The sequence below is a fragment of the Bacillus sp. GW823-FHT06B01 genome, assembly GCF_058952315.1.
Window position 1 is genome coordinate 611,823 of record NZ_JBXAHR010000003.1, and the last position, 22,080, is coordinate 633,902.

General features: G+C 36.7%; 24 protein-coding genes and 2 riboswitches. Of the genes, 22 read left to right on the top strand and 2 right to left on the bottom strand.

Going from position 1 to position 22,080, the window contains the following annotated elements; all coding sequences use genetic code 11:
- The first annotated feature begins 34 nt into the window (after positions 1 to 34).
- The 15 genes from leuB to AC1Q8N_RS16445 all read left to right on the top strand — a co-directional run bounded on the left by leuB (position 35) and on the right by AC1Q8N_RS16445 (position 12,214).
- Positions 35 to 1,099, top strand: a complete 1,065-nt coding sequence (gene leuB, locus AC1Q8N_RS16375; RefSeq protein ID WP_048544933.1) for a 3-isopropylmalate dehydrogenase — start codon at positions 35 to 37, stop codon at positions 1,097 to 1,099.
- Positions 1,099 to 2,493: a 3-isopropylmalate dehydratase large subunit gene (gene leuC, locus AC1Q8N_RS16380; RefSeq protein WP_048544931.1), complete on the top strand. Its 1,395-nt coding sequence runs from the start codon at positions 1,099 to 1,101 to the stop codon at positions 2,491 to 2,493. The genes leuB and leuC overlap by 1 nt, the downstream gene beginning before the upstream one ends.
- On the top strand, positions 2,471 to 3,052 hold the full coding sequence (leuD, locus tag AC1Q8N_RS16385) for a 3-isopropylmalate dehydratase small subunit (RefSeq protein WP_048544930.1): 582 nt from the start codon (positions 2,471 to 2,473) through the stop codon (positions 3,050 to 3,052). The genes leuC and leuD overlap by 23 nt, the downstream gene beginning before the upstream one ends.
- Before the next feature lie 308 nt (positions 3,053 to 3,360).
- The gene (gene hisZ / locus AC1Q8N_RS16390) at positions 3,361 to 4,623 is read left to right on the top strand and encodes an ATP phosphoribosyltransferase regulatory subunit (protein WP_098077876.1); all 1,263 of its coding nucleotides are present in this window, start codon (positions 3,361 to 3,363) and stop codon (positions 4,621 to 4,623) included.
- Positions 4,599 to 5,234 (top strand): ATP phosphoribosyltransferase, encoded by a 636-nt coding sequence (hisG, locus tag AC1Q8N_RS16395; RefSeq protein ID WP_001244476.1) that lies wholly within the window; start codon positions 4,599 to 4,601, stop codon positions 5,232 to 5,234. Before hisZ ends, hisG begins: the two co-directional genes overlap by 25 nt.
- Positions 5,235 to 5,245: 11 nt before the next feature.
- Complete coding sequence (hisD, locus tag AC1Q8N_RS16400; protein ID WP_098077878.1) at positions 5,246 to 6,535, top strand: histidinol dehydrogenase; 1,290 nt, start codon at positions 5,246 to 5,248, stop codon at positions 6,533 to 6,535.
- On the top strand, positions 6,535 to 7,119 hold the full coding sequence (gene hisB, locus AC1Q8N_RS16405; RefSeq protein WP_098048929.1) for an imidazoleglycerol-phosphate dehydratase HisB: 585 nt from the start codon (positions 6,535 to 6,537) through the stop codon (positions 7,117 to 7,119). Before hisD ends, hisB begins: the two co-directional genes overlap by 1 nt.
- On the top strand, positions 7,120 to 7,749 hold the full coding sequence (hisH, locus tag AC1Q8N_RS16410) for an imidazole glycerol phosphate synthase subunit HisH (protein ID WP_000560363.1): 630 nt from the start codon (positions 7,120 to 7,122) through the stop codon (positions 7,747 to 7,749).
- Positions 7,722 to 8,441, top strand: a complete 720-nt coding sequence (gene hisA / locus AC1Q8N_RS16415; RefSeq protein WP_098077880.1) for a 1-(5-phosphoribosyl)-5-[(5-phosphoribosylamino)methylideneamino]imidazole-4-carboxamide isomerase — start codon at positions 7,722 to 7,724, stop codon at positions 8,439 to 8,441. The genes hisH and hisA overlap by 28 nt, the downstream gene beginning before the upstream one ends.
- Positions 8,435 to 9,193 (top strand): imidazoleglycerol phosphate synthase cyclase subunit, encoded by a 759-nt coding sequence (gene hisF / locus AC1Q8N_RS16420; protein WP_048544919.1) that lies wholly within the window; start codon positions 8,435 to 8,437, stop codon positions 9,191 to 9,193. Before hisA ends, hisF begins: the two co-directional genes overlap by 7 nt.
- Positions 9,190 to 9,495 (top strand): phosphoribosyl-AMP cyclohydrolase, encoded by a 306-nt coding sequence (gene hisI, locus AC1Q8N_RS16425; protein ID WP_048544916.1) that lies wholly within the window; start codon positions 9,190 to 9,192, stop codon positions 9,493 to 9,495. The genes hisF and hisI overlap by 4 nt, the downstream gene beginning before the upstream one ends.
- Before the next feature lie 10 nt (positions 9,496 to 9,505).
- Entirely contained in the window at positions 9,506 to 9,829 is a 324-nt protein-coding gene (gene hisE, locus AC1Q8N_RS16430; RefSeq protein ID WP_098048925.1) for a phosphoribosyl-ATP diphosphatase, read from the top strand.
- A 13-nt stretch (positions 9,830 to 9,842) separates the two neighbouring features.
- A complete protein-coding gene (locus AC1Q8N_RS16435; RefSeq protein ID WP_098077882.1) occupies positions 9,843 to 10,862 on the top strand; it encodes a histidinol phosphate phosphatase domain-containing protein in 1,020 nt (339 codons plus the stop codon).
- 68 nt (positions 10,863 to 10,930) lie between these two features.
- A complete protein-coding gene (locus AC1Q8N_RS16440) occupies positions 10,931 to 11,098 on the top strand; it encodes a DUF4025 domain-containing protein (RefSeq protein ID WP_098077884.1) in 168 nt (55 codons plus the stop codon).
- A gap of 144 nt (positions 11,099 to 11,242) precedes the next feature.
- Positions 11,243 to 12,214, top strand: a complete 972-nt coding sequence (locus AC1Q8N_RS16445) for an NAD(P)-dependent oxidoreductase (RefSeq protein ID WP_098077886.1) — start codon at positions 11,243 to 11,245, stop codon at positions 12,212 to 12,214.
- Positions 12,215 to 12,243: 29 nt separating this feature from the next.
- Here the strand turns inward: AC1Q8N_RS16445 and pssA are convergent, their stop codons facing one another.
- Positions 12,244 to 12,945: a CDP-diacylglycerol--serine O-phosphatidyltransferase gene (pssA, locus tag AC1Q8N_RS16450; RefSeq protein ID WP_098077888.1), complete on the bottom strand. Its 702-nt coding sequence runs from the start codon at positions 12,943 to 12,945 to the stop codon at positions 12,244 to 12,246.
- A 182-nt stretch (positions 12,946 to 13,127) separates the two neighbouring features.
- Complete coding sequence (locus tag AC1Q8N_RS16455; protein WP_493521281.1) at positions 13,128 to 15,014, bottom strand: LTA synthase family protein; 1,887 nt, start codon at positions 15,012 to 15,014, stop codon at positions 13,128 to 13,130.
- Positions 15,015 to 15,268: 254 nt separating this feature from the next.
- Between AC1Q8N_RS16455 and AC1Q8N_RS16460 the strand changes: the two genes are divergently transcribed.
- The 7 genes from AC1Q8N_RS16460 (at position 15,269) to AC1Q8N_RS16490 (ending at position 22,079) form a co-directional block, all read left to right on the top strand.
- Positions 15,269 to 15,664, top strand: a complete 396-nt coding sequence (locus AC1Q8N_RS16460) for a DUF3888 domain-containing protein (protein WP_001228833.1) — start codon at positions 15,269 to 15,271, stop codon at positions 15,662 to 15,664.
- Between the two features lie 89 nt (positions 15,665 to 15,753).
- A riboswitch (Lysine riboswitch) is annotated at positions 15,754 to 15,935 on the top strand.
- A 180-nt stretch (positions 15,936 to 16,115) separates the two neighbouring features.
- Positions 16,116 to 17,432 (top strand): diaminopimelate decarboxylase, encoded by a 1,317-nt coding sequence (gene lysA, locus AC1Q8N_RS16465; protein WP_048544900.1) that lies wholly within the window; start codon positions 16,116 to 16,118, stop codon positions 17,430 to 17,432.
- 116 nt (positions 17,433 to 17,548) lie between these two features.
- Positions 17,549 to 17,657, top strand: a riboswitch (SAM riboswitch).
- Positions 17,658 to 17,729: 72 nt separating this feature from the next.
- A complete protein-coding gene (locus tag AC1Q8N_RS16470; RefSeq protein ID WP_000116163.1) occupies positions 17,730 to 17,873 on the top strand; it encodes a YezD family protein in 144 nt (47 codons plus the stop codon).
- 86 nt (positions 17,874 to 17,959) lie between these two features.
- Positions 17,960 to 18,664: a phosphoadenylyl-sulfate reductase gene (locus AC1Q8N_RS16475; protein WP_098068892.1), complete on the top strand. Its 705-nt coding sequence runs from the start codon at positions 17,960 to 17,962 to the stop codon at positions 18,662 to 18,664.
- 38 nt (positions 18,665 to 18,702) lie between these two features.
- Positions 18,703 to 19,839 (top strand): sulfate adenylyltransferase, encoded by a 1,137-nt coding sequence (sat, locus tag AC1Q8N_RS16480; RefSeq protein WP_098077892.1) that lies wholly within the window; start codon positions 18,703 to 18,705, stop codon positions 19,837 to 19,839.
- Between the two features lie 12 nt (positions 19,840 to 19,851).
- Positions 19,852 to 20,445 (top strand): adenylyl-sulfate kinase, encoded by a 594-nt coding sequence (cysC, locus tag AC1Q8N_RS16485; protein WP_098068891.1) that lies wholly within the window; start codon positions 19,852 to 19,854, stop codon positions 20,443 to 20,445.
- 11 nt (positions 20,446 to 20,456) lie between these two features.
- The gene (locus tag AC1Q8N_RS16490) at positions 20,457 to 22,079 is read left to right on the top strand and encodes a nitrite/sulfite reductase (RefSeq protein ID WP_098077894.1); all 1,623 of its coding nucleotides are present in this window, start codon (positions 20,457 to 20,459) and stop codon (positions 22,077 to 22,079) included.
- The last annotated feature ends 1 nt before the right edge of the window (position 22,080 follow it).

The following is a 22,080-nucleotide window of genomic DNA, read 5'->3' on the forward strand; positions in this document are numbered from 1 at the left end:
AGTTCTGAAAATTCAATTAAAAGGAGTGTTGAAATTGGAAAAACGTATCGTTTGTTTAGCTGGTGATGGTGTTGGCCCAGAAATTATGGAAAGTGCGAAAGAAGTATTGCATATGGTAGAAAGGTTATATGGACATCATTTTCACTTACAAGATGAGTACTTTGGCGGGAGTGCTATCGATTTAAATGGGCAACCATTACCACAACGAACGCTTGCCGCTTGTTTAGCAAGTGATGCGGTTTTACTTGGAGCGGTTGGTGGACCAAGGTGGGATAGCGCGAAAGAAAGACCGGAGAAAGGATTATTAGCTCTAAGAAAAGGACTTGGAGTATTTGCGAACGTTCGCCCTGTAACGGTAGAAAGCGCAACGGCACATTTATCGCCATTAAAAAACGCTGATGAAATTGATTTCGTTGTCGTTCGTGAATTAACAGGCGGAATTTATTTTTCTTATCCGAAAGAACGAACGGACGAAGTAGCAACAGATACACTTACGTATCATCGTCATGAAATTGAACGAATCGTTTCTTATGCCTTTCAATTAGCGAGTAAGCGGAAGAAAAAAGTAACATCTATTGATAAGGCGAATGTTTTAGAATCTAGTAAACTATGGAGAACTGTTACGGAAGAAGTAGCACTTCGTTATCCAGACGTTGAACTAGAACATATTTTAGTAGATGCAGCTGCGATGGAGTTAATACGGAATCCAGGACGGTTTGATGTAATTGTAACGGAAAATTTATTTGGGGATATTTTGAGTGACGAGGCTTCAGTATTAGCGGGATCATTAGGAATGCTTCCATCAGCAAGTCACGCGGAAAAGGGGCCTTCATTATACGAGCCTATTCACGGATCAGCACCGGATATTGCGGGGAAAAATAAGGCGAATCCAATTGCAATGATGCGCTCTGTTGCAATGATGCTTGGGCAATCATTTGAATTAACGAGAGAAGGGAATGCAATTGAATCTGCGATATCTGCAGTTCTTAAATTAGGAAAATGTACAGCAGATATCGGAGGAGATGAGACGACAACTTCATTTACGAAGGCAGTTATACAAGAGATGGAAGAGCAAGCGTTAGTAGGGAGAGGGAGATAATGGGAAAAAGGCTGCTAGATAAACTTTGGGAAAGACACGTAGTTACGACAAACGAAAATGGATTAGATTTATTATATATCGATCTTCATCTTGTTCATGAAGTAACGTCACCGCAAGCCTTTGAAGGCTTGCGGCTTACAAATCGAACGGTTCGCAGATCGGATTTAACATTCGCAACGATGGATCATAATATTCCAACGAAAGATGTTTGGAATATTACCGATCGCATTGCGAAGCAGCAACTAGATACACTCCGGGAAAATTGTAAACAATTTCAGGTGCCGTTAGCAGATATCGGGGATGAAGAGCAAGGGATTGTTCATGTTATCGGACCAGAACTTGGACTTACACAACCAGGAAAAACAATTGTTTGTGGTGATAGTCATACAGCAACGCATGGTGCGTTTGGCGCACTAGCATTTGGCATTGGTACGAGTGAAGTGGAGCATGTATTGGCAACGCAAACGTTATGGCAACGAAAGCCGAAAGCGATGGGTATTGAGTTAAAAGGAAAATTACAGAAAGGTGTTTACGCAAAAGATATTATTTTGCATTTCCTTTCAAAGTACGGTGTAGCAGTTGGAACTGGATATGTAATGGAATTTTACGGAGATACGATTGAGGCTATGGAGATGGAAGAGAGAATGACGCTTTGTAATATGGCAATTGAAGGAGGAGCAAAGGCTGGTATTATAGCACCAGATGAAAAAACATTTGCTTATGTAAAAGGACGTAAATATGCACCGAAAGAATTTGAAACATTCGAGAAGAAATGGTCTGAACTTTATACAGATTCAGATGCAATTTATGATTTGCATATTTCGATAGATGTGACGGATTTAGCACCGTACGTTACATGGGGAACAAACCCGAGTATGGGTGTTCGTATTGATGAAAAATTGCCAGAAAAGCAGGATACAAATGACGAAAGAGCATTTTCTTATATGGGATTAAGCCCTGGACAAAGCACGTATGACATTCCTGTTCAGCATGTTTTCATTGGATCCTGTACAAATTCCAGGCTTTCTGATTTAGAAATTGCTGCATCTGTTGTGAAAGGGAGAAAGGTAAAAGCAGGTGTGCGAGCGCTCGTTGTGCCTGGATCGAAAAGAGTAAGAGAAGCTGCGATGCAAAAAGGGCTACATCACATATTTGAAGAAGCTGGATTTGAATGGAGAGAACCTGGATGTTCAATGTGTCTTGGAATGAATCCAGATCAAGTACCTGCAGGAGAACATTGTGCTTCGACTTCAAATCGTAATTTTGAAGGAAGACAAGGAAAAGGGGCACGAACACATTTAGTTAGCCCGGCAATGGCGGCAGCAGCTGCGTTATACGGTCATTTTGTTGATACTAGAAAGGAGAGTTATGATGGAGCCATTTCGTATTCATAAAGGTACTGCTGCAGTACTGATGAATGATAACATTGATACAGATCAAATTATTCCGAAGCAATATTTAAAGAGAATTGAAAGGACGGGATTTGGAAAATATTTATTCGATGAATGGCGTTATGATAATAACCGCCATGAAAACCCTAATTTTCCGCTTAATGCACAAAATAGAAAAGGAGCAAGTATATTAATTACAGGTGATAATTTTGGTTGTGGTTCTTCAAGAGAACATGCTCCGTGGGCGCTTGCTGATTATGGTTTTCGCGTTATTATCGCCGGCGGGTTTGCAGATATTTTTTATATGAATTGTATGAAAAATGGTATGTTACCAATTGTAATGGATAAAGAAATGCGAGAACAACTTGCCATAACGGATGCGAGAGAACAAATAGAAGTAGATTTAGAGAATGAGGTAATTAAAACAAGTACGCACAGGTTTCATTTTACAATCGAGAAAATGTGGAAAGAGAAATTATTAAATGGTCTAGACGAAATTAGTATTACGATGCAATATGAACAAGAAATTGTAGAGTATGAAAGGAAAGTAGCTTTACATTAAGAAATAACGGAATGTTCAAAAAGTATTTACATTCAGAATTAAGTATTATATACTATGTAAAAATCAGAGGAGAAAGGGAGTAAGTATTATGAATATCATGCAATCTATTAAAGTGCTTACACAACTACATCATCATACATAAAGCCCTTGAACCTAGCGTGAAAACGTGTGGGTACAAGGGTTATTCCCGTTGTACCTACACTCTACTAAAGAGCCTTGTAGGTATTTTGTCTACAAGGCTCTTTTTATTTTCGGTTTAGGTGAATGAAATGAGCATACATTAGAAAGGGAAAGGTGTGAGAATTTAGATGACAAAATGGAAACGTGCAAACCCAAATGGAACGAGAGACTATTTATTCGAAGAATGTACGTTAATTGAGGAAGTGGAGCAAAAATTAAGACGTACTTTTTTAGGGCGAGGTTATGAGGAAATAAGGACACCTACAATTGAATTTTATGATGTTTTTGCCTTTCAAAATAGACCGATAGATGAAGAAAAGATGTATAAATTTTTTGATGAAAAGGGACGGATTATCGTATTGCGTCCAGATATGACAATTCCTTTAGCGAGAGTGATGGGAACGCAGAGGTGGGATACGCCGCTTAAACTGACGTATGGCGGGAATGTATTTCGGGCGAATGAGTCCCTTACTGGAAAATATAATGAAATTGTACAAAGTGGTATTGAAATTATAGGTATTGATAACGTAAGAGCTGAAATTGAATGCGTCATAAGCGTCATTCAATCACTTCAAAAGGTGAAGGTACAATCTTTTACAATAGAGATTGGGCAAGTGCAATTATATAAATGTATTGTAAAAAAACTCTCCATTCATGAGGAAGAAGAGAGAGTACTTAGGACATACATTGAAAGTAAAAATTATGCGGCTCTATCAAATTTTATTAGAGAAAAGAAATTAGATCGATGTGATGAAACAGTAAGATTACTTGAGAAGTTACCAAGGCTATTTGGAAACTTAGAAGTGATTGAGGAAGCAGAAAAACTCGCCTCAAGTAATGAAATGAAAATGGCGATTGCAAGAGTGAAAGAAATATATGAAGCAATTGAAAAACTAGGCTATGGATCTTACATATCAATTGATTTAGGTATGATCCAACATTTAGATTACTATACGGGAGTTATTTTCAAAGGGTATATATATGAAATAGGAGAAGAAATTGTTAGTGGCGGAAGATATGATGAGTTAATTGGAAATTTTGGAGAGATGCTGCCGGCTGTTGGACTCGCGGTGCAAGTCAATCAAATTGTGAAGGCGCTGCAAGAGCAACAAGAACCATATGAACGAAAGGAAATAGATATTATTATTCATTATGAGTTAAATAGATTAGCAGAAGCGGAAAGATTACGAAATTTACTTCAAAAGGACGGGAAAAAAGTAGAGCTATCCTTATACTCTAATGTAAACGACACCTTTCAATTTGCAAGAAAAAATCAAATAGTAACGGTCGTTGAGGCGAAGAACGAATCATTAGTGGAATATGTATGGAAAGAGAAATGGGTAGTCCAGAAAGAAGGAGAAACTTCATGCGTAACATTCAAATTGCGTTAACGAAGGGAAGATTAGAAAAACATGTGATTCCGCTCTTTGAGCAGATTGGAATTGATTGTTCGGAGCTCAAAAATAAAGGACGAAAGCTTGTCTTTCAAAGTAAAAATACAGATATCTCATTTATTTTAGTGAAAGCAGTAGATGTTGCTACTTATGTAGAACATGGAGTAGCTGATATTGGGGTCGTTGGAAAAGATATTTTAATGGAAAACGAGAAAGATATTTATGAAATGTTAGATTTAGGAGTGGGCGTGTGTAAGTTTTGTGTTGCTTCTATTCCTACGTATAATCCGAAGAGCTACCGAAAGAAACGCATTGCGACGAAATATCCACATATTACTTCTAACTATTTTCATGATAAAGGGGAAGATGTAGAAATTATTAAAATAGAAGGTTCTGTAGAAATCGCTCCTATTCTTGGATTGGCAGATGCAATTGTTGATATTGTGGAAACAGGAAAAACATTACAAGAAAATGGGCTCATTGTATTTGAGGAAATGTGTTCTATATCTGCTCGAATGATTGTAAATAAGGCTGCATTAAAAACTAAAAAAGACGAAATATTCAGTATTGTAAATATGATGGAGCAAGAAATTTTGTCAGGAAAATAGGGGGACTTGTAATGGAAATCGTTTATGAAGATTTTCAAAAGGCGTTATCAAAAATAAAATTGCTACGAGAAAACGCTAATGTAATAGAAGAAACTGTTCAAAGAAATGTAAATGAAATTGTTCGAAATGTAAGGGAGAGTAGGGATGAGGCCCTATCTTTTTATACAAAAAAGTTTGATGGTGTAAAAGTTAAAGAATTTCGCGTAAGTGAAGAAGAAATAAAACGAGCGGGTATGTTTGTAGAGAATTCATTTTTAGAAGCGTTACAAGAGGCGAAGAAAAACATTATTTCATATCACGAAAAACAAAAAAGGCAATCCATATTCGATTGCGAGAGTAATGGCATCATTAGAGGACAAATCATTCGGCCGTTAGAGAATGTAGGCGTATATGTGCCAGGCGGAACTGCTTCGTATCCTTCGTCAGTATTAATGAATGTATTGCCAGCAAAACTCGCTGGTGTGAAAAAAATTGTAATGGTAACACCGCCGAGGGAAGGAGGAATTGATCCACATATTTTAGTTGCTGCAAGCCTTGCAGGAGTAGATGAAATTTATACGATAGGTGGCGCGCAAGCAATTGCTGCTTTAGCATACGGGACGGAATCGATTCCGAAAGTGGATAAAATAGTTGGACCGGGAAATTTGTACGTCGCTCTGGCAAAACGAGAAGTATACGGGATAGTAAATATTGATATGATTGCTGGACCGTCAGAAATTGTAGTTATCGCTGATGAAACTGGCAATGCAAAATACATTGCTGCTGATTTATTATCACAAGCAGAACATGACGTGAGAGCAACAGCAATTTGTATTACAACGAATATAGAGTTAGCAAAAGAGGTAGAAAAAGAGATAGAAAGACAGTTAGAAACATTACCAAGAAGCGAAATTGCACGTGAATCGATAAATAGAAATGGAGCCATTTTTATCATTCCTTCTTTAAATGAGGCGCTACAATTATCCAATGAAATTGCTCCAGAACATTTAGAGTTACATATAAAAGAACCGATGAATGCTCTAGCTTATGTGAAACATGCGGGATCTATCTTTCTTGGACCATATGCACCGGAACCGCTCGGTGATTATTTAGCAGGACCGAATCATGTGTTACCGACAAGTGGAACAGCAAGATTTTTCTCACCGTTATCAGTCGATGATTTCGTGAAAAAATCAAGCTTTCTGTCTTATACGGAGGAAGCGTTAAGAGATGTACAACATCATATTGTAGAACTTGCCAATAAAGAAGGATTACATGCGCATGCGAGAGCAATTCAAATAAGATTTGAGGAGGAAGAATAATGCGTGAGTGCAGTCAAATACGTGAGACGACAGAAACAAAAATCAAATTAAGTTTGCAGCTTGATGAAGGCAAAAACGTTTCTGTACAAACGGGAATTGGATTTTTTGATCATATGCTAACTTTATTTGCAAGGCATGGAAGATTCGGTTTACAAGTGGAGGCGGAAGGCGATGTATTCGTTGATGCGCATCATACAGTTGAAGATGTTGGAATTGTACTCGGAAATTGTTTGAAAGAAGCATTGCAAAATAAAGAGGGGATTAACCGTTATGGCTCCGCATATGTACCGATGGATGAATCTTTAGGTTTTGTCGCAATTGATATTAGCGGGCGCTCATATATTGTATTTCAAGGAGAATTAACGAATCCGAAGCTAGGGGATTTTGATACAGAACTAACAGAAGAATTTTTTAGAGCAGTTGCTCATGCTGCCAATATTACATTACACGCTCGCATTTTATACGGAAGCAATACACATCACAAAGTTGAAGCGTTATTTAAAGCGTTTGGTAGAGCGCTTAGAGAAGCAGTCGAAAGAAATGCCAGCATTACTGGTGTAAATTCAACGAAAGGGATGTTGTAATTGATTGCTATTATAGATTATGGAATGGGAAATATTCGCAGTGTGGAACAAGCATTACAATATATTGGAGCAGAGTACATCGTAACGGGTGATAAAGAAAAGATTTTTAGAAGTGATGGAGTGATCTTACCAGGAGTAGGTGCATTTCCGAAAGCGATGGATGTATTGGAAGAAAAAAATTTAGTGCGCGTGTTAAAAGAAGTCGGGCGTTCAGGAAAACCGCTTCTGGGCATTTGCCTAGGGATGCAGCTTTTATTTGAAAAAAGTGAGGAACTACAAGACTGTAACGGATTAAGTTTATTGCCAGGTGTTATTCGAAAGTTAAAGGTTCCTTATAAAATTCCACATATGGGATGGAATGAGTTAAAGAAAGAGGGAGAAATAGCACTTTGGAATGGAGTAGAGGACGGCTCTTTCGTATATTATGTTCACTCTTATTATGCAGATTGTCCAAATGAAATTGTGTATGGAATAAGTGAATATGGAGTGAAAGTACCTGGTTTTGTAGCAAAAGGAAATATATACGGCGCACAGTTTCATCCTGAAAAAAGCGGTGACATTGGAATGCAAATGTTGAAAAATTTCAAAGGGGTGGTAGAGGCATGGAAATCTTCCCAGCTATCGATTTAAAAGAGGGGCGATGCGTTAGACTTTATCAAGGAGAGTTTAGTAAAGAAACAGTAATGAATGAAGATCCGGTTGCGCAAGCGATTATATTCGAAAAATTGGGAGCGAAAAAGTTGCACATTGTTGATTTAGATGGCGCAATTGCTGGCGAGTCAGTAAATTTGCTCGTTATTGAAAGGATTTGCAAGGCAGTACGTATTCCTGTGCAAGTTGGAGGGGGAATTCGATCACTTGTAGCGGTAGAGAAGTTATTGTCAGTAGGTGTAGATAAAGTGATTTTAGGAACAGCTGCTCTTTATGATAAGGAATTTTTAGAAGAAGCAGTTCTTCTATATAAAGAGAAAATCATTGTTGGAATTGATGCGAAAAATGGTTTCGTAGCAACGAGAGGCTGGCTTGATGTGTCTGAAATTTCTTACATTTATTTAGCAAAGCAAATGGAGAATGTAGGTGTTCAAACGATTGTGTTTACAGACATTTCGAAAGACGGGACGCTTGCAGGGCCGAATTTAGAGCAATTGGAGTTACTACAAAAAAGCGTTGCTATTCGTCTTATTGCTTCTGGAGGAGTGGCATCTATTCAAGATGTGAAAAAATTAAATGATATGAATATATACGGCGTCATAATTGGTAAGGCTCTTTATGAGAAAACGATTGATTTAGAAGAAGTGTTAGAGGTAACAAAGTTATGTTAGCGAAACGCATTATTCCATGTCTAGATGTGAAAGAGGGCCGAGTCGTAAAGGGTGTAAATTTTATAGGATTACAAGACGTTGGTGATCCTGTTGAAATAGCCGCTTTATATAATGAGGCGGGAGCAGATGAAATTGTATTTTTAGATATTACGGCAACGCATGAAGGACGAAAAACAATTCTAGATGTTGTAGAAAAAACAGCTTCAAAAGTATTTATTCCTCTTACAGTTGGCGGGGGAATTTCAAGTGTTAAAGATATGTACAATTTACTAAGAGCGGGAGCAGATAAAATTTCAATTAACTCAGCAGCAGTGCGAAATCCAAAATTAATTGAAGAAGGAGCAGAACACTTTGGCTCACAATGTATTGTCGTCGCAATTGATGCTAGAAAAGTAACAGAAGGTAAGTGGAATGTATATGTGAACGGCGGAAGAGTTGATACAGGAATGGATGCCATCTGGTGGGCAAAGCGCGTTACCGAGCTAGGCGCAGGGGAAATTTTATTAACGAGTATGGATGCAGATGGAACGAAAAATGGATATGACCTTCGCTTAACAGAAAAAATTTCAAAAAGCGTTTCCGTACCAGTCATCGCGTCAGGCGGGTGCGGTCATGTTGATCACATTATAGAAGTTTTTCAAAAGACAACAGTTGATGCAGCGTTAGCGGCATCAATCTTTCATTATGGTGAGGCGACAATGCAGGATGTAAAGAGAAAATTAAGAAATGCAAACGTCGAGGTGCGGTTATGAAACCTAACTTTTCAAAAGGATTACTACCAACAGTTGTAATTGAAGAAGGTACAAAAGAAGTTTTAATGCTAGCTTATATGAATGAAGAAGCATATGAAAAAACGTTAGAAACGAAAAGAACTTGGTTTTATTCTCGGTCAAGAAGGTCGTTATGGAATAAAGGGGAAACATCAGGGAATATCCAATATGTGCAATCTCTTTATTTAGATTGTGATCAAGATTCAATTGTTGTTGTCGTAAAGCAAGTAGGACCTGCATGTCATACGGGAGAAAAGACATGTTTTCATTACAAAATTATATAGGGGGATACATATGAAAAACGCCTTTACATTACTATTTGAAACAATTGAAGAACGAAAGAGAAGTCCGCTTCCTGAATCATATACAAATTACTTGTTTTCAAAAGGGGAAGATAAAATTTTAAAGAAAATTGGTGAGGAATGTTCCGAAGTAATTATCGCATCTAAAAATAATGATAAAGAAGAGTTAGTGAAAGAAATGGTTGATGTAATGTATCACTGCTTCGTTTTATTAGCCGAAAAAAATATACCATTAGAAGATATTATGGAGGAAGTGAAAGAAAGAAATGGGAAGCATTCGAGAGTAGGAGACAGGAGAGAAATAGATACATTATAAGGGGGAAATGTAGATGAAGGTGGATTATCACATTCATTTAGAAGAAGGGCCATATTCAATAGGATGGCTAGCTAAAATAAATGAAGCACTGCAACATTATGAACCACTTAAAGAAGAAAAACATTCTATGGAATGGCTTGTGAAAACACAAGAACGCCTGCAAAGACGTGTGAAAGAAGGGCCATTTACGGTGAAATGGATTGATTTATATTTAGAAGAAGCTTTGCGAAAAGGTATAAAAGAAGTCGGGATTGTCGATCATTTATACCGTTTTTATGAAGCGAAAGAATACTATGAAAGATATGTCGATATTAGTAATTCGAGGCTTGGTCATTTACAGAAGGAATGGTTAGACCAAGTAAGGGTAGCGTCACTACATGATTTTACAAAGGCAATTGAAGAGGCGAAAGAACGATGGAGTAAAAGAGGTGTTACGCTTAAACTTGGAATTGAAGCGGATTATTTTATTGGTGGTGAACAAGAATTACAATCTTTACTCGCATTAGGGGATTTTGATTATGTAATAGGTTCTGTTCATTTTTTAAATGGCTGGGGATTTGATAATCCAGATACGAAAGAATATTTTAAGGAACATGACTTATATGTTTTATATGATACGTTTTTCAAAACGGTGGATCGTGCAGTTCGTTCTAAGTTATTTGATATAATAGCTCATCTTGATAACATAAAAGTATTTAACTACCGGCTAGATGAGAATGAACAACTTTCTTATTATACGGAAATTGCGCGTGCGTTAGTAGAAACTAATACGGCAACGGAAATAAATGCGGGGTTGTACTATCGCTACCCTGTGCGCGAGATGTGCCCGAGTCCACTATATTTACAAGTATTAGCTAAGCATGGGATCCCGATTACACTTTCCTCAGATGCTCATTATCCGCATGATTTAGGAAAATATGTGGAAGAGAATATAAAGACGTTACGCAATCATGATATTTCGCATTTAGCTACATTTACGAAACGAGTCAGAACGATGCGATTACTGGAAGAAGAAGTAACAATTTCAAAATGATCACGATTTTTTGATGAAAATTCACCTTTTTGTTCAAAATAAGAAAGAATAAAAAGGAGGGTAAAGAAATGACGAAACAACAAAATAAACAAAATGTACAAGGTGCACAGGAACAAGCGTATACTTCTGAAACGAATGCTACATCTCAATCCGTTATTGAGGAACAAATTAGTGATACAGTTGCAGAAGGAACGATCGATGTGAAGCTTGGAAAACAATCGCAAGAAAAGGCATAAGAAGAGGGGAGACTTGCATCTCCTCTTTTTTTGTGGAAAAGTGTCGATTTTCAAAACTATAATCAAATTCCTTGGTTTTTATAGGTGGATTTCTTACAATGAAAGATAAGAGATATCTTATTTTTTATAGAAGAGGTGTTAGTAGTGGCAAAAATATTAGTAGCAGGGAAAATTCCAGCAATCGGATTAGAACTATTAAAGGATCATGATGTAGAAATGTACGATAAAGATGCGTTAATTTCTTTAGATGAATTAACAGATCGTGTAAAAGATAAAGATGCATTGTTAAGTCTACTTTCTACAAAGGTGACAAAAGAAGTTATTGATGCGGCACCTAATTTGAAGATTATTGCAAACTACGGTGCTGGTTACGATAATATTGATTACTCGTATGCCGGAGAAAAAGGGATTGCGGTAACGAACACACCGAAAGTATCAACTGAAGCGACAGCAGAATTAACATTTGCACTTCTTTTAGCAGCTGCACGTAGAATTCCTGAAGGCGATACATTATGTCGTACAACTGGATTTAATGGATGGGCGCCATTATTTTTCTTAGGCCGTGAAGTACATGGTAAAACAATTGGAATTATTGGGCTTGGAGAAATCGGAAAGGCAGTTGCAAAGCGTGCGAAAGCGTTTGGAATGAATGTTTTATATACAGGTCCAAATCGAAAGCCTGAAGCTGAAAGTGAACTGGAAGCAACATATGTAACATTGGAAGAATTATTACAAATAGCAGACTTTATTACAATTAATTGTGCTTATAATCCGAAATTGCATCATATGATTGATGATGAACAGTTTAAAATGATGAAGAAAACAGCGTATATTGTAAATGCTTCACGTGGACCAATTATGAATGAAGCGGCACTTGCTCATGCATTAAAAACGAATGAAATTGAAGGAGCAGCTCTTGACGTATTTGAATTTGAACCGAAAATTACAGAAGAGCTAAAAGGATTAAAGAATGTAGTACTTGCTCCTCACGTAGGAAATGCTACGTTCGAAACTCGTGATGCGATGGCTGAAATGGCAGTAAGAAATATTTTAGCCGTATTAAAAGGGGAAGAGCCTGTAACACCTGTAAATCAAAAAGTAGTAGTTACAAAATAAAAAGAAACCTTCCGATTCCGGAAGGTTTCTTATTTTTCTTTATTTGTTCTTTTAGATGGTCTTTGTCTAAGAAATTGAGATAGCATATACAAAATATATAGTGGAATAGCAATGAATAAGAAAACAGAAAAATTACCGAACCCTGTTTGGTACATTGTTATAATGATTCCAACTAAAAATAGTGTAATAATGATACTATATCGTGGAATTGGTACATCTTTTAAACTTGGGATACGAATGCGGCTCACCATTAAAAATGCGAACGTTACAAATACTGTAATAAGAACGATTTTTGGAATGGTATGTGAAAATAATGTTAAGAAAGCAACAAGCCCTCCCGCTGCTGTAATCGGTACGCCAGTGAAATATTTCATTGAAGTAGAAGATGGTGTTACATTAAATCGTGCTAAACGGTATGCTCCGAAAAGAGGGAATAATCCCGCTATGTATAGTCCGATGATTCCGTAATTGGAGAAAGATGTGTAATACATAAGAACAGCAGGTGCTGCACCAAATGTTACGACATCCGCCAGCGAGTCAAGCTCTTTTCCCATTTGTGAATCAACACGTAATAAACGAGCAACACGTCCATCAAGACTATCTAACATCATCCCGATAAGTACTAAAATAGCAGCTGATTTATAATATCCTAAAGATGCATAGCCGATTGACAAGAATCCACTATATAAATTTCCGAGCGTAAATAAGTTTGGAATAGCTGCTCTATACAAAATCTGATCCCTTGCTTTCTGTAATAAATTCTTAATTAGTTTATGAAATTTTACTTATTTTATCATACCATAAATTTCTTCCTCATACGAAAAAAATTCCCAATTTGTGAAAGATTTCATAGCGGAATGATTTGAAAAATAAGTGAAAAAAGAAGCAACTTTTATAAAAGTTGCTTCTGGCGCTATTCAAATTTCGTTGTCATTGTTCCGGTTTTATAATGATTGTTAGGGTCGAAACGTAATAAGTCTCCATAAATGAGTTTGTCGGAGAGTTTCAATTCAGTTTTTGCTTTTTCAATATTTGGTTGACATAATGAAATGTCCGCTTCTTCACCTGTATTTCGTTTATAGCACATGTTTTTTGTATAAACATAGTTTTCCGAAACGAAGCTACCATCACGCATTACCATAAGTGGATCTTCTTCTTTAATAAATAGGTCAGTTCCAAATTCAACTGATTGATTTGTTTTAATACCAAGTAAATGAAATAGCGTTGGTTTAATATCAATTTGACCAGATACTTTAGAAATGACTTTTCCTTCTTGACCAGGTACATGAATAATGAGAGGGACGCGTTGTAATTGCATAGAATCAAACGGTGTAATAGCGTCTTTACCAAGGAACTGAGCCATAGCTGCATTATGGTTTTCAGAAATACCGTAATGATCTCCATAAATGACAATAACGGAATTATCATACAGTCCTTCCTCTTTTAATTGTTTAATAAATAGTTTAAGAGCTTCATCCGTGTAACGAACGGTTGGGAAGTAGCGGTTTACAACACCACTTTCCGAATTAAACTCATCAACATATTGATCTTCTGGATTTAGAAGAAATGGAAAATGATTTGTTAAAGTAATAAATTTTGTATAGAACGGTTGTGGTAAAGATTTTAGCTTTGGAATCGATTGTTCAAAGAACCCTTTATCTTTTAATCCCCAACCGACAGACATTTGTTCTGTGCCTACGTAATCATTTAAATTAAAGTAACGATCATATCCAAGTGCAGGATACATTACATCACGATTCCAAAACGTTTTATCGTTTGAATGGAAGACAGCAGAAGAATATCCGTATTTTTTTAATTGTTCTGGTGTAGCTGTATATTCATTTGTTGCGTGAGTAAAGAATACAGAACCGCGGTCTAACGGATAAAGCGAATTTTCAACGATAAATTCAGCATCAGAAGTTTTACCTTGTCCCGTTTGATGATAGAAGTTATCGAAATAAAAACTATCTTTAATAAATTCATTTAAAAATGGAGTAATTTCTTTTCCATTTATTTTTTTATTAATAACAAAACTTTGTGTAGATTCCATTGAAATCAAAATTACATTTTTACCTTTTGCAGCTCCAAATAAGTTTTTATCAACTTGCTTATCTTTTGAGTCTGTATAGTTTTTAATTTCAGAGAATCCGTCACCACTTGCAAATACACGTTCAGCCGAAGATTTAGATTGAAGTGTAATATCAAATAGATGATATGTGTATAAACCTAAATTTTTCACGACAGTTTGACGATCAAATGAGCGTGAGAACATTTGTGGCTTATAAATAACTGAAACGACAATTTGTAATGCTAATAGAGCTGTTACACCGCTAAAGAAAGTTCGCTTCTCAGAGCGAGAAAGTGGCGTCTTGTCGCAAAATGCTGGGAATTTACGTGAAAGAAACATTAAAATAATTGCATCTGCAAATAAAAGTAATGTTTTGTACGTAAAGAGTTCTTTTATACTTGTCCCTAAATCAGCCATATTATTTGTTTGAAATAAAACTGGGAACGTAACGAAATCGTTATAAAACCCATAAAACATTGCATTTCCAAATAAAATAAAGGACAGTATAAAACTGATTCCAACTATAATGCGGTTTCGGTGTTTAGATGCAAGTAAAGCAAAACCGAAAAATAAAAGTAACGCAGCTAGTGGATTAATAAAAAGCATAAATTCTTCAAAGAAGTTATCAATTTTAATATCAAATGCTAGCTTGTACACAATATATGTTTTTATCCATAATAAAACGACTGCAACGAGTGCAAATCGCAGTTTTGGAAACAGGCGTTGTAGCATAATATACTCCTCTCCTAAAAAGCATGACAGTTCTTGTGAGCCGGTTTGATTAGCGCCTCATTTTATATATACGAACAGTCCTTTGTTATTATGTTTATTATACTATGAGTATCATTATACGAAAATAAAAGAGAGTTGTGGACTTTTTTATAATAATTGAGTAGAAAAAGGGCAGTGGGAGACAATAAAACGGAGTTTCTATGTATGATAATTATCGTGCGCAGAAAGAATCGTGTAATAATACGGAGGTTATAATGCGAAAATTATTATATTTTATAGTATGCAGTAGTGTTATACTTTTTGCTTCACCGAGTGTGTCGGTAGCCCAATATGATGCACCTCTTATGGAAGATGCCCTTTATTCTGTTTTATTTCCGAAAATAAATAAAGCAATTGAAAAACAATATGGGAGCTTGAAGCCTTATCAATGTCCTAAAATTATTAGTTTAAAAAAAGTGTATAGCGGTACATATTTATTTCAAGCAAGTATTGAAGTAACGAAGTATGAACGAGTTGCTGGGAAAATTGCTCCACCATTTGAGAAGGTAACGATTACATTTAATAATGAAGAAGGCGAATGGGAAGTGTCAAAGATTTCAGTAAAGCGCTTACCAAATGATACGAAATTAAACTGTAAAAAAACAATATAAAAAATTGTTTGACAAATAAAATGGTCCTTTGGTATTGTTAATAGCAACAATTAGATGTTTGAAAATTAAATAGACTTACCTCATCTACTCTCAAAGGTAGAGGCCGCGATAGGAAAGAGTAAGCTATGGGAGATTTAATGGAATCTGTGATCATAGGTTGAAAGGGACTATTGCCGAAATATAAGAATAACCATCTTATTCATATATTGGGACTACATTGAATAAATGTAGTACTGTCATAATATTTCTTTTATGGAGAGCTATTTGGAGATGTTGATGCGGTTTCTTATTTTGAGGAGATAACAACTCGTTTATTTTTTCAATATATATTTTTCCTAATAAGAAACGCGTGTGAACATTGTTCCGCGCGTTTTTTGTCTATCTAAAAGCGTGCTGCAATGAATAGAAGATTGGGGTTATGAGTTTTAGAGGAAATAAGGGAGGAATTCAAATGTATTTACACGGCACAAGCCGAATCAATGGGCAAGGACACTTAGAAATTGGAGGGTGCGATACGACGCAGCTAGCAAAACAATACGGAACACCACTTTATGTATACGATGAAGAGTCTATTCGAGGAAAGTGCCGCGCGTTTCATCGTGCGTTTAAAGAAAGTGGTTTCTCTTATCAAGTAGCATATGCAAGCAAGGCGTTCTTGTGCATGGAGATGTGCCGAGTGGCTCGTGAAGAGAATATGTCATTAGATGTTGTTTCTGGAGGAGAATTATATACTGCGCTGCAAGCAGGATTTCCGGCATCACGCATTCATTTTCACGGCAATAATAAAACAGAAGAAGAAATTGTGATGGCTCTTCAGGCGAATATTGGTTGTTTTGTCGTAGATAATTTCTTAGAATTAGAAATTTTGCATGATTTAGCAGTGCAACATGGGAAATTTGTGAACATATTAATTCGTGTAACGCCCGGAGTAGAGGCGCACACACATGAATATATTACAACAGGCCAAGATGATTCGAAATTTGGATTTGGCGTGTCAAATGGTCAAGCGATGCAAGTAATTGAGATTGCTTTACAAAAATCAAATTATAATGTGTTAGGAATTCATTCACATATCGGATCACAAATATTTGAAACGGCCGGCTTTGTGCGAGCGATTGAAGTTCTTCGTCAATTTTTAGAAGAAGTGAGAGAGCGAACAAACTATGTAGTAAAAGTGCTAAATGTAGGCGGAGGATTCGGAATACGCTACACAGAGTCAGATACACCATTAACTCTTGAGACATATGTGCGAGCTGTAACAAGTGCTGTGAGGGAACAATTTACAGTATGTAATTATCCCCTGCCAGAAATATGGGTTGAACCAGGCCGTAGTATTGTAGGGGATGCTGGAACGACAATTTATACAGTCGGATCTGTGAAAGACATTCCTGGTATTCGGAAATATGTATCAGTGGATGGTGGGATGACTGATAATTTAAGACCTGCTTTATATAACGCTCGTTATGAAGCGATGTTAGCGAATCGAGGGAATGATGAGAATGAGGAACTTGTCTCGATTGCTGGGAAGTGCTGTGAGAGTGGAGATATGTTAATTTGGGATATCACTCTACCGAAAGTTGCTTCAGCCGATTTATTAGCAATTTCTTGTACAGGGGCATATGGATACTCGATGGCGAATAATTATAATCGGATTCGTAGACCAGCTGTCGTCTTCGCGAAAGGCGGCACATCACAAATTGTTGTAGAGCGTGAAACATATGAAAATATTATTGGGAACGATCGCATACGTATTAAAGAACTTGTGTGAATGGGAAAAAGGAGTTGTTCGGATGGGCAATTCCTTTTTTATAAAATAAAATAATTAAAATATATCGGAAAACTAGGATTGAAAAAAATCAGAATTGTGATAAAATACAAATACAAAGCTTATCAAGAGAAGCGGAGGGAACTGGCCCGAAGAAGCTCGGCAACCTGCTTATAGAAAGCAAGGTGCTAAATCCAGCAAAATGGAATCCATTTTGAAAGATAAGGTAAAATATATTACCGAACAGTCTTTTCGAAATGGGAAAGATTTTTTTTATGAATAAAAAGGGGGGCTGTTCGCGTGAGCGTACGGGAACATTTTGAGGAAGTATCTGAGAAAATTCAAGCGATGCTTGCTGATATGAAATATGGTTCAATTACAATTGTTGTGCAAGATGGGAAAGTCATTCAATTAGAGAAAAGTGAAAAGGTACGTTTAAAGTAAAAAGCGCTGACTAGAAAAACTAGAGGCGGTTTTAACCTATTATATTAGGTTAAAACCGTCTTTTTGCTTTTACAGGGGGAAAGAACATGTTGACGTATGAAACGTGGGAAGAAAATAATGTTTCATTTTCAGAAGAAGATGAAACGAAAGGCGCGCTATCTGTATTAAGTTGGGCTTATAAAGAATATAAAAATGAAATTGTATACGCATGTAGCTTCGGAGTGGAAGGGATGGTATTGCTGCATCTTATAAACCAAGTAAATCCATCTGCTAAAGTTGTATTTTTAGATACGAATGTTCATTTTCAAGAAACGTATGAATTAATTCAAAAAGTGCGTAAACGATTTCCTTCATTAAATATTATAGAAAAACAGCCGGAACTTACGCTTGATGAACAAGCGAAGTTGCATGGTGAGAAATTATGGGAAAGTAATCCGAATCTTTGTTGTAAAATTAGAAAAATTTTACCGTTAGAAAAATCATTGGCAGCGGAAAAAGCGTGGATATCGGGCTTAAGGAGGGAACAATCAGAAACACGTAAGCATACAAAGTTTATAAATCAAGATCATCGCTTTCAATCTATTAAAGTTTGTCCACTCATTCATTGGACGTGGAAAGAAGTGTGGCGATATGTATACAAACATAGCTTACCGTATAACCCGCTGCATGATGTTGGATATCCAAGTATTGGGTGTGAGAAGTGTACGTTACCTGTAGGTGAGGGTGGCGATTCGAGAGATGGTAGGTGGTCTGGGAAAGTGAAAACAGAATGTGGTCTTCATTACCAATAAGATGAATTTGAAAATAAAGCTAAGAGAGGAAATAGAAAATGAGTACAAGAAACGAATTAATAAATCGTATAGACGAGACTTACGACGTATCACAAATCGAAAAAGAAATTGAACTAGACAACATTGCGTTAAGTGATTTAGAGCTATTAGCGACAGGGGGATATAGCCCACTTACTGGTTTTTTAGGAAAGAAAGATTATGATTCGGTCGTAGAAACGCTTCGCTTAGCAAACGGGAGCATATGGAGTATACCGATTACATTACCAGTAACAGAAGAAGTAGCAGAGAGTTTAAAAGCTGGAGAGGAAGTAAAACTTGTTAATGCTGAAAATGTATATGGTGTCATTCAAATAGAAGATATTTTTGTGCCTGACAAGGAAAAAGAAGCGTTACTTGTGTATAAAACGACGGATGAGGTTCATCCAGGAGTGAAAAAATTATATGAACGACCGAACGTTTATGTCGGGGGAGCTATTATTCTTACAAAACGCTTTGAAAATAATCCGTTTCCTTCTTATCATTTAGATCCAATTGAAACGAGAGAAGCATTTAAAAAACGTGGTTGGAAAACAGTGGTTGGATTTCAAACGAGAAATCCGGTACATCGTGCCCATGAATACATTCAAAAATCTGCCCTTGAAATTGTAGATGGTCTCTTTTTAAATCCACTCGTTGGGGAAACGAAGTCGGACGATATTCCTGCTGATGTAAGGATGGAAAGCTATGAAGTATTACTTCAAAACTATTATCCGAAAGATCGTGTCTTTTTAGGTGTATTTCCTGCAGCAATGCGTTACGCAGGACCGAGGGAAGCGATATTCCATGCAATAGTCAGAAAGAATTTTGGATGCACCCACTTTATCGTAGGGCGTGATCATGCAGGAGTAGGAGATTATTACGGGACTTATGAAGCACAAGAAATTTTTACAAACTTTACAGTGGAAGAATTAGGGATTACACCATTATTTTTTGAACATAGTTTTTACTGCACGAAGTGTGAAGCGATGGCTTCGACGAAAACATGCCCACACGGAAAAGAGGATCATGTCATTTTATCAGGTACGAAAGTAAGAGAACTATTAAGAAACGGTGAGGTTCCGCCGAGTACATTTAGTCGTAAAGAAGTAGTGGAAGTGCTAATTAAAGGTTTGAAAAAAGAAGTAGTAACAGAATAGGGAGAGAATGACATGGATACGAATATTACTTGGCATACAGCATCTGTTTCAAAAGATGAGAGAAGAGTAAGAAATGGGCATCATAGTTTTGTAGTTTGGTTTACTGGTCTATCAGCTTCAGGTAAATCTACGGTGGCGAACGCGGTTGCTCGTAAACTATTTGAAAAGAATATTGGAAACTATGTATTAGATGGAGATAATGTACGCCACGGTTTAAATAAAGACTTAGGTTTTTCTGAAAGTGATCGTATGGAAAATATAAGACGGATTGGTGAAGTGGCGAAGCTATTTGTAGATCAAGGTACTGTTGTTCTTACAGCGTTTATTTCACCGTTTCGAGTAGACCGAAAACAAGTTAGAGATCTATTAGCAGCAGATGAGTTTATAGAAGTGTTTGTAAAATGTCCAATTGAAGAGTGTGAAAAACGTGATCCAAAAGGATTATACAAAAAGGCAAGACAGGGTGATATTAAAGAGTTTACTGGTGTTGATTCACCGTATGAGGAGCCAGAGAAAGTAGAGTTAATTGTAGAAACGCACAAGTATTCTATTGAAGAATGTGCAGAACAAATCGTGAAGTACTTACAAGAGCGTAGTTTTATATAGGGGGATAAAAAATGAGTTATGAAAAAGTATGGGCTAACAATGAAAAATTAAATCAGACTGAGAAAAATAAATTGAAAAAAGATGGACTGGAAATCTTTAATGATATTCCTTACTATGCAGAAAATGGCTTCGAATCTATTCCGAAAGAAGAGTGGGACGCATTCAAATGGGCAGGGTTATATTTACAAAGACCGAAAGAAGCTGGATATTTTATGATGCGTGTAAATATACCTTCAGGGATTATTACGAATGCACAGGCAGAAGTGCTTGCTTCTATCGCTGAGGATTATGGGCGTGACGTAATAGATATTACGACAAGACAGGCGATTCAGTTTCATTGGTTAGAAATTCATCAAATTCCAGATATTTTCAAAAGATTAGCAAGAGTTGGGTTATCTTCAGCGGGGGCGTGTGGTGATATAACGCGTAATATTACAGGGAATCCACTTGCTGGTATTGATGCAAATGAACTGTTTGATACAACGGGTATTGTGAAAGAGGTATATGATTATTTCCAACATAATGAAGAGTTTTCTAACTTACCGCGTAAATTTAAAATGTCTATTAGTTCTAACATTTATAATTCAGCAAACGCAGAGATTAACTGTGTTGCATTTACACCTGCAACGAAAGAGATAGATGGTGAGAAAAAAGTTGGTTTTCATATAAAAGTAGGCGGTGGATTATCAGCCCGTCCATATTTAGCTGATGAATTAGATGTATTCGTTTTACCAGAAGAAGTGAAGGCGGTAGCAATTGCGATTGCTACGATATTCCGTGATTTTGGATACCGTGAAAAACGTCATTTAGCCCGTTTGAAATTTCTAGTTGCAGACTGGGGAGCAGAGAAATTTAAAGAGAAACTAATAGAGTATATAGGACCATTGCAAAGTAAAGGAGAAAGTGCTCTCAAAGGATGGAATGCGGGATACTTTTATGGTGTTCAAGATCAAAAACAAGATGGACTAAAATATGTAGGTTTTAATGTGCCGGTAGGACGTCTACATGCAGAAGAAATGTTTGAGATTGCAAGAATTGCTAAGCAGTATGGAAATGGACAGATTCGTACATGTAATTCGCAAAATTTCATTATTCCGAATGTTCCGCCAGAAAATGTAACAGGTTTACTAAATGAGCCGTTATTTAAAGCCATATCAGCAAGTCCTAAATCATTTATTGGTCATGCGGTTTCCTGTACCGGTATTGAGTATTGCAATCTTGCTTTAGTAGAAACGAAAGAAAGATTACGCAAAATCGCAGAGTACTTAGATACACAAATTGCGCTCGATGTTCCAGTTCGTATTCATATGGTAGGATGCCCGAATTCATGTGGGCAACGTCAAATTGCTGACATTGGATTGCAAGGGGTGAAAATGAAAACGAAGGAAAAAGGAATTGTTGAAGCATTTGAAATATACGTAGGTGGAACGCTGTTAGATGGCGGTGCTTATAACCAAAAGTTAAAAGGGAAAATAGATGGTGAGGATCTACCTGATGTACTTGCATCATTTATAAGCTATTTCAAAGAGAATAAATTACCAGTTGAAACGTTTTATGATTTTGTCGGCCGTGTTGGTGTAGAGACATTACAAATAGCGTTAAATAACGTGCTAGAAGAAGTAATAGCGTCTTAGG

Excerpts from the sequence above, each read along its gene's own strand:
- hisI (WP_048544916.1), top strand. The coding sequence starts at position 9,190 with ATGAAACCTAACTTTTCAAAAGGATTACTACCAACAGTTGTAATTGAA.
- leuD (WP_048544930.1), top strand. The coding sequence starts at position 2,471 with ATGGAGCCATTTCGTATTCATAAAGGTACTGCTGCAGTACTGATGAAT.
- hisB (WP_098048929.1), top strand. The coding sequence starts at position 6,535 with ATGCGTGAGTGCAGTCAAATACGTGAGACGACAGAAACAAAAATCAAA.
- hisA (WP_098077880.1), top strand. The coding sequence starts at position 7,722 with ATGGAAATCTTCCCAGCTATCGATTTAAAAGAGGGGCGATGCGTTAGA.
- sat (WP_098077892.1), top strand. The coding sequence starts at position 18,703 with ATGAGTACAAGAAACGAATTAATAAATCGTATAGACGAGACTTACGAC.
- hisE (WP_098048925.1), top strand. The coding sequence starts at position 9,506 with ATGAAAAACGCCTTTACATTACTATTTGAAACAATTGAAGAACGAAAG.
- AC1Q8N_RS16435 (WP_098077882.1), top strand. The coding sequence starts at position 9,843 with ATGAAGGTGGATTATCACATTCATTTAGAAGAAGGGCCATATTCAATA.
- lysA (WP_048544900.1), top strand. The coding sequence starts at position 16,116 with ATGTATTTACACGGCACAAGCCGAATCAATGGGCAAGGACACTTAGAA.
- cysC (WP_098068891.1), top strand. The coding sequence starts at position 19,852 with ATGGATACGAATATTACTTGGCATACAGCATCTGTTTCAAAAGATGAG.
- AC1Q8N_RS16490 (WP_098077894.1), top strand. The coding sequence starts at position 20,457 with ATGAGTTATGAAAAAGTATGGGCTAACAATGAAAAATTAAATCAGACT.
- hisZ (WP_098077876.1), top strand. The coding sequence starts at position 3,361 with ATGACAAAATGGAAACGTGCAAACCCAAATGGAACGAGAGACTATTTA.
- leuC (WP_048544931.1), top strand. The coding sequence starts at position 1,099 with ATGGGAAAAAGGCTGCTAGATAAACTTTGGGAAAGACACGTAGTTACG.
- hisG (WP_001244476.1), top strand. The coding sequence starts at position 4,599 with ATGCGTAACATTCAAATTGCGTTAACGAAGGGAAGATTAGAAAAACAT.
- AC1Q8N_RS16440 (WP_098077884.1), top strand. The coding sequence starts at position 10,931 with ATGACGAAACAACAAAATAAACAAAATGTACAAGGTGCACAGGAACAA.
- AC1Q8N_RS16455 (WP_493521281.1), bottom strand. The coding sequence starts at position 15,014 with ATGCTACAACGCCTGTTTCCAAAACTGCGATTTGCACTCGTTGCAGTC.
- hisD (WP_098077878.1), top strand. The coding sequence starts at position 5,246 with ATGGAAATCGTTTATGAAGATTTTCAAAAGGCGTTATCAAAAATAAAA.
- AC1Q8N_RS16460 (WP_001228833.1), top strand. The coding sequence starts at position 15,269 with ATGCGAAAATTATTATATTTTATAGTATGCAGTAGTGTTATACTTTTT.
- hisF (WP_048544919.1), top strand. The coding sequence starts at position 8,435 with ATGTTAGCGAAACGCATTATTCCATGTCTAGATGTGAAAGAGGGCCGA.
- AC1Q8N_RS16475 (WP_098068892.1), top strand. The coding sequence starts at position 17,960 with ATGTTGACGTATGAAACGTGGGAAGAAAATAATGTTTCATTTTCAGAA.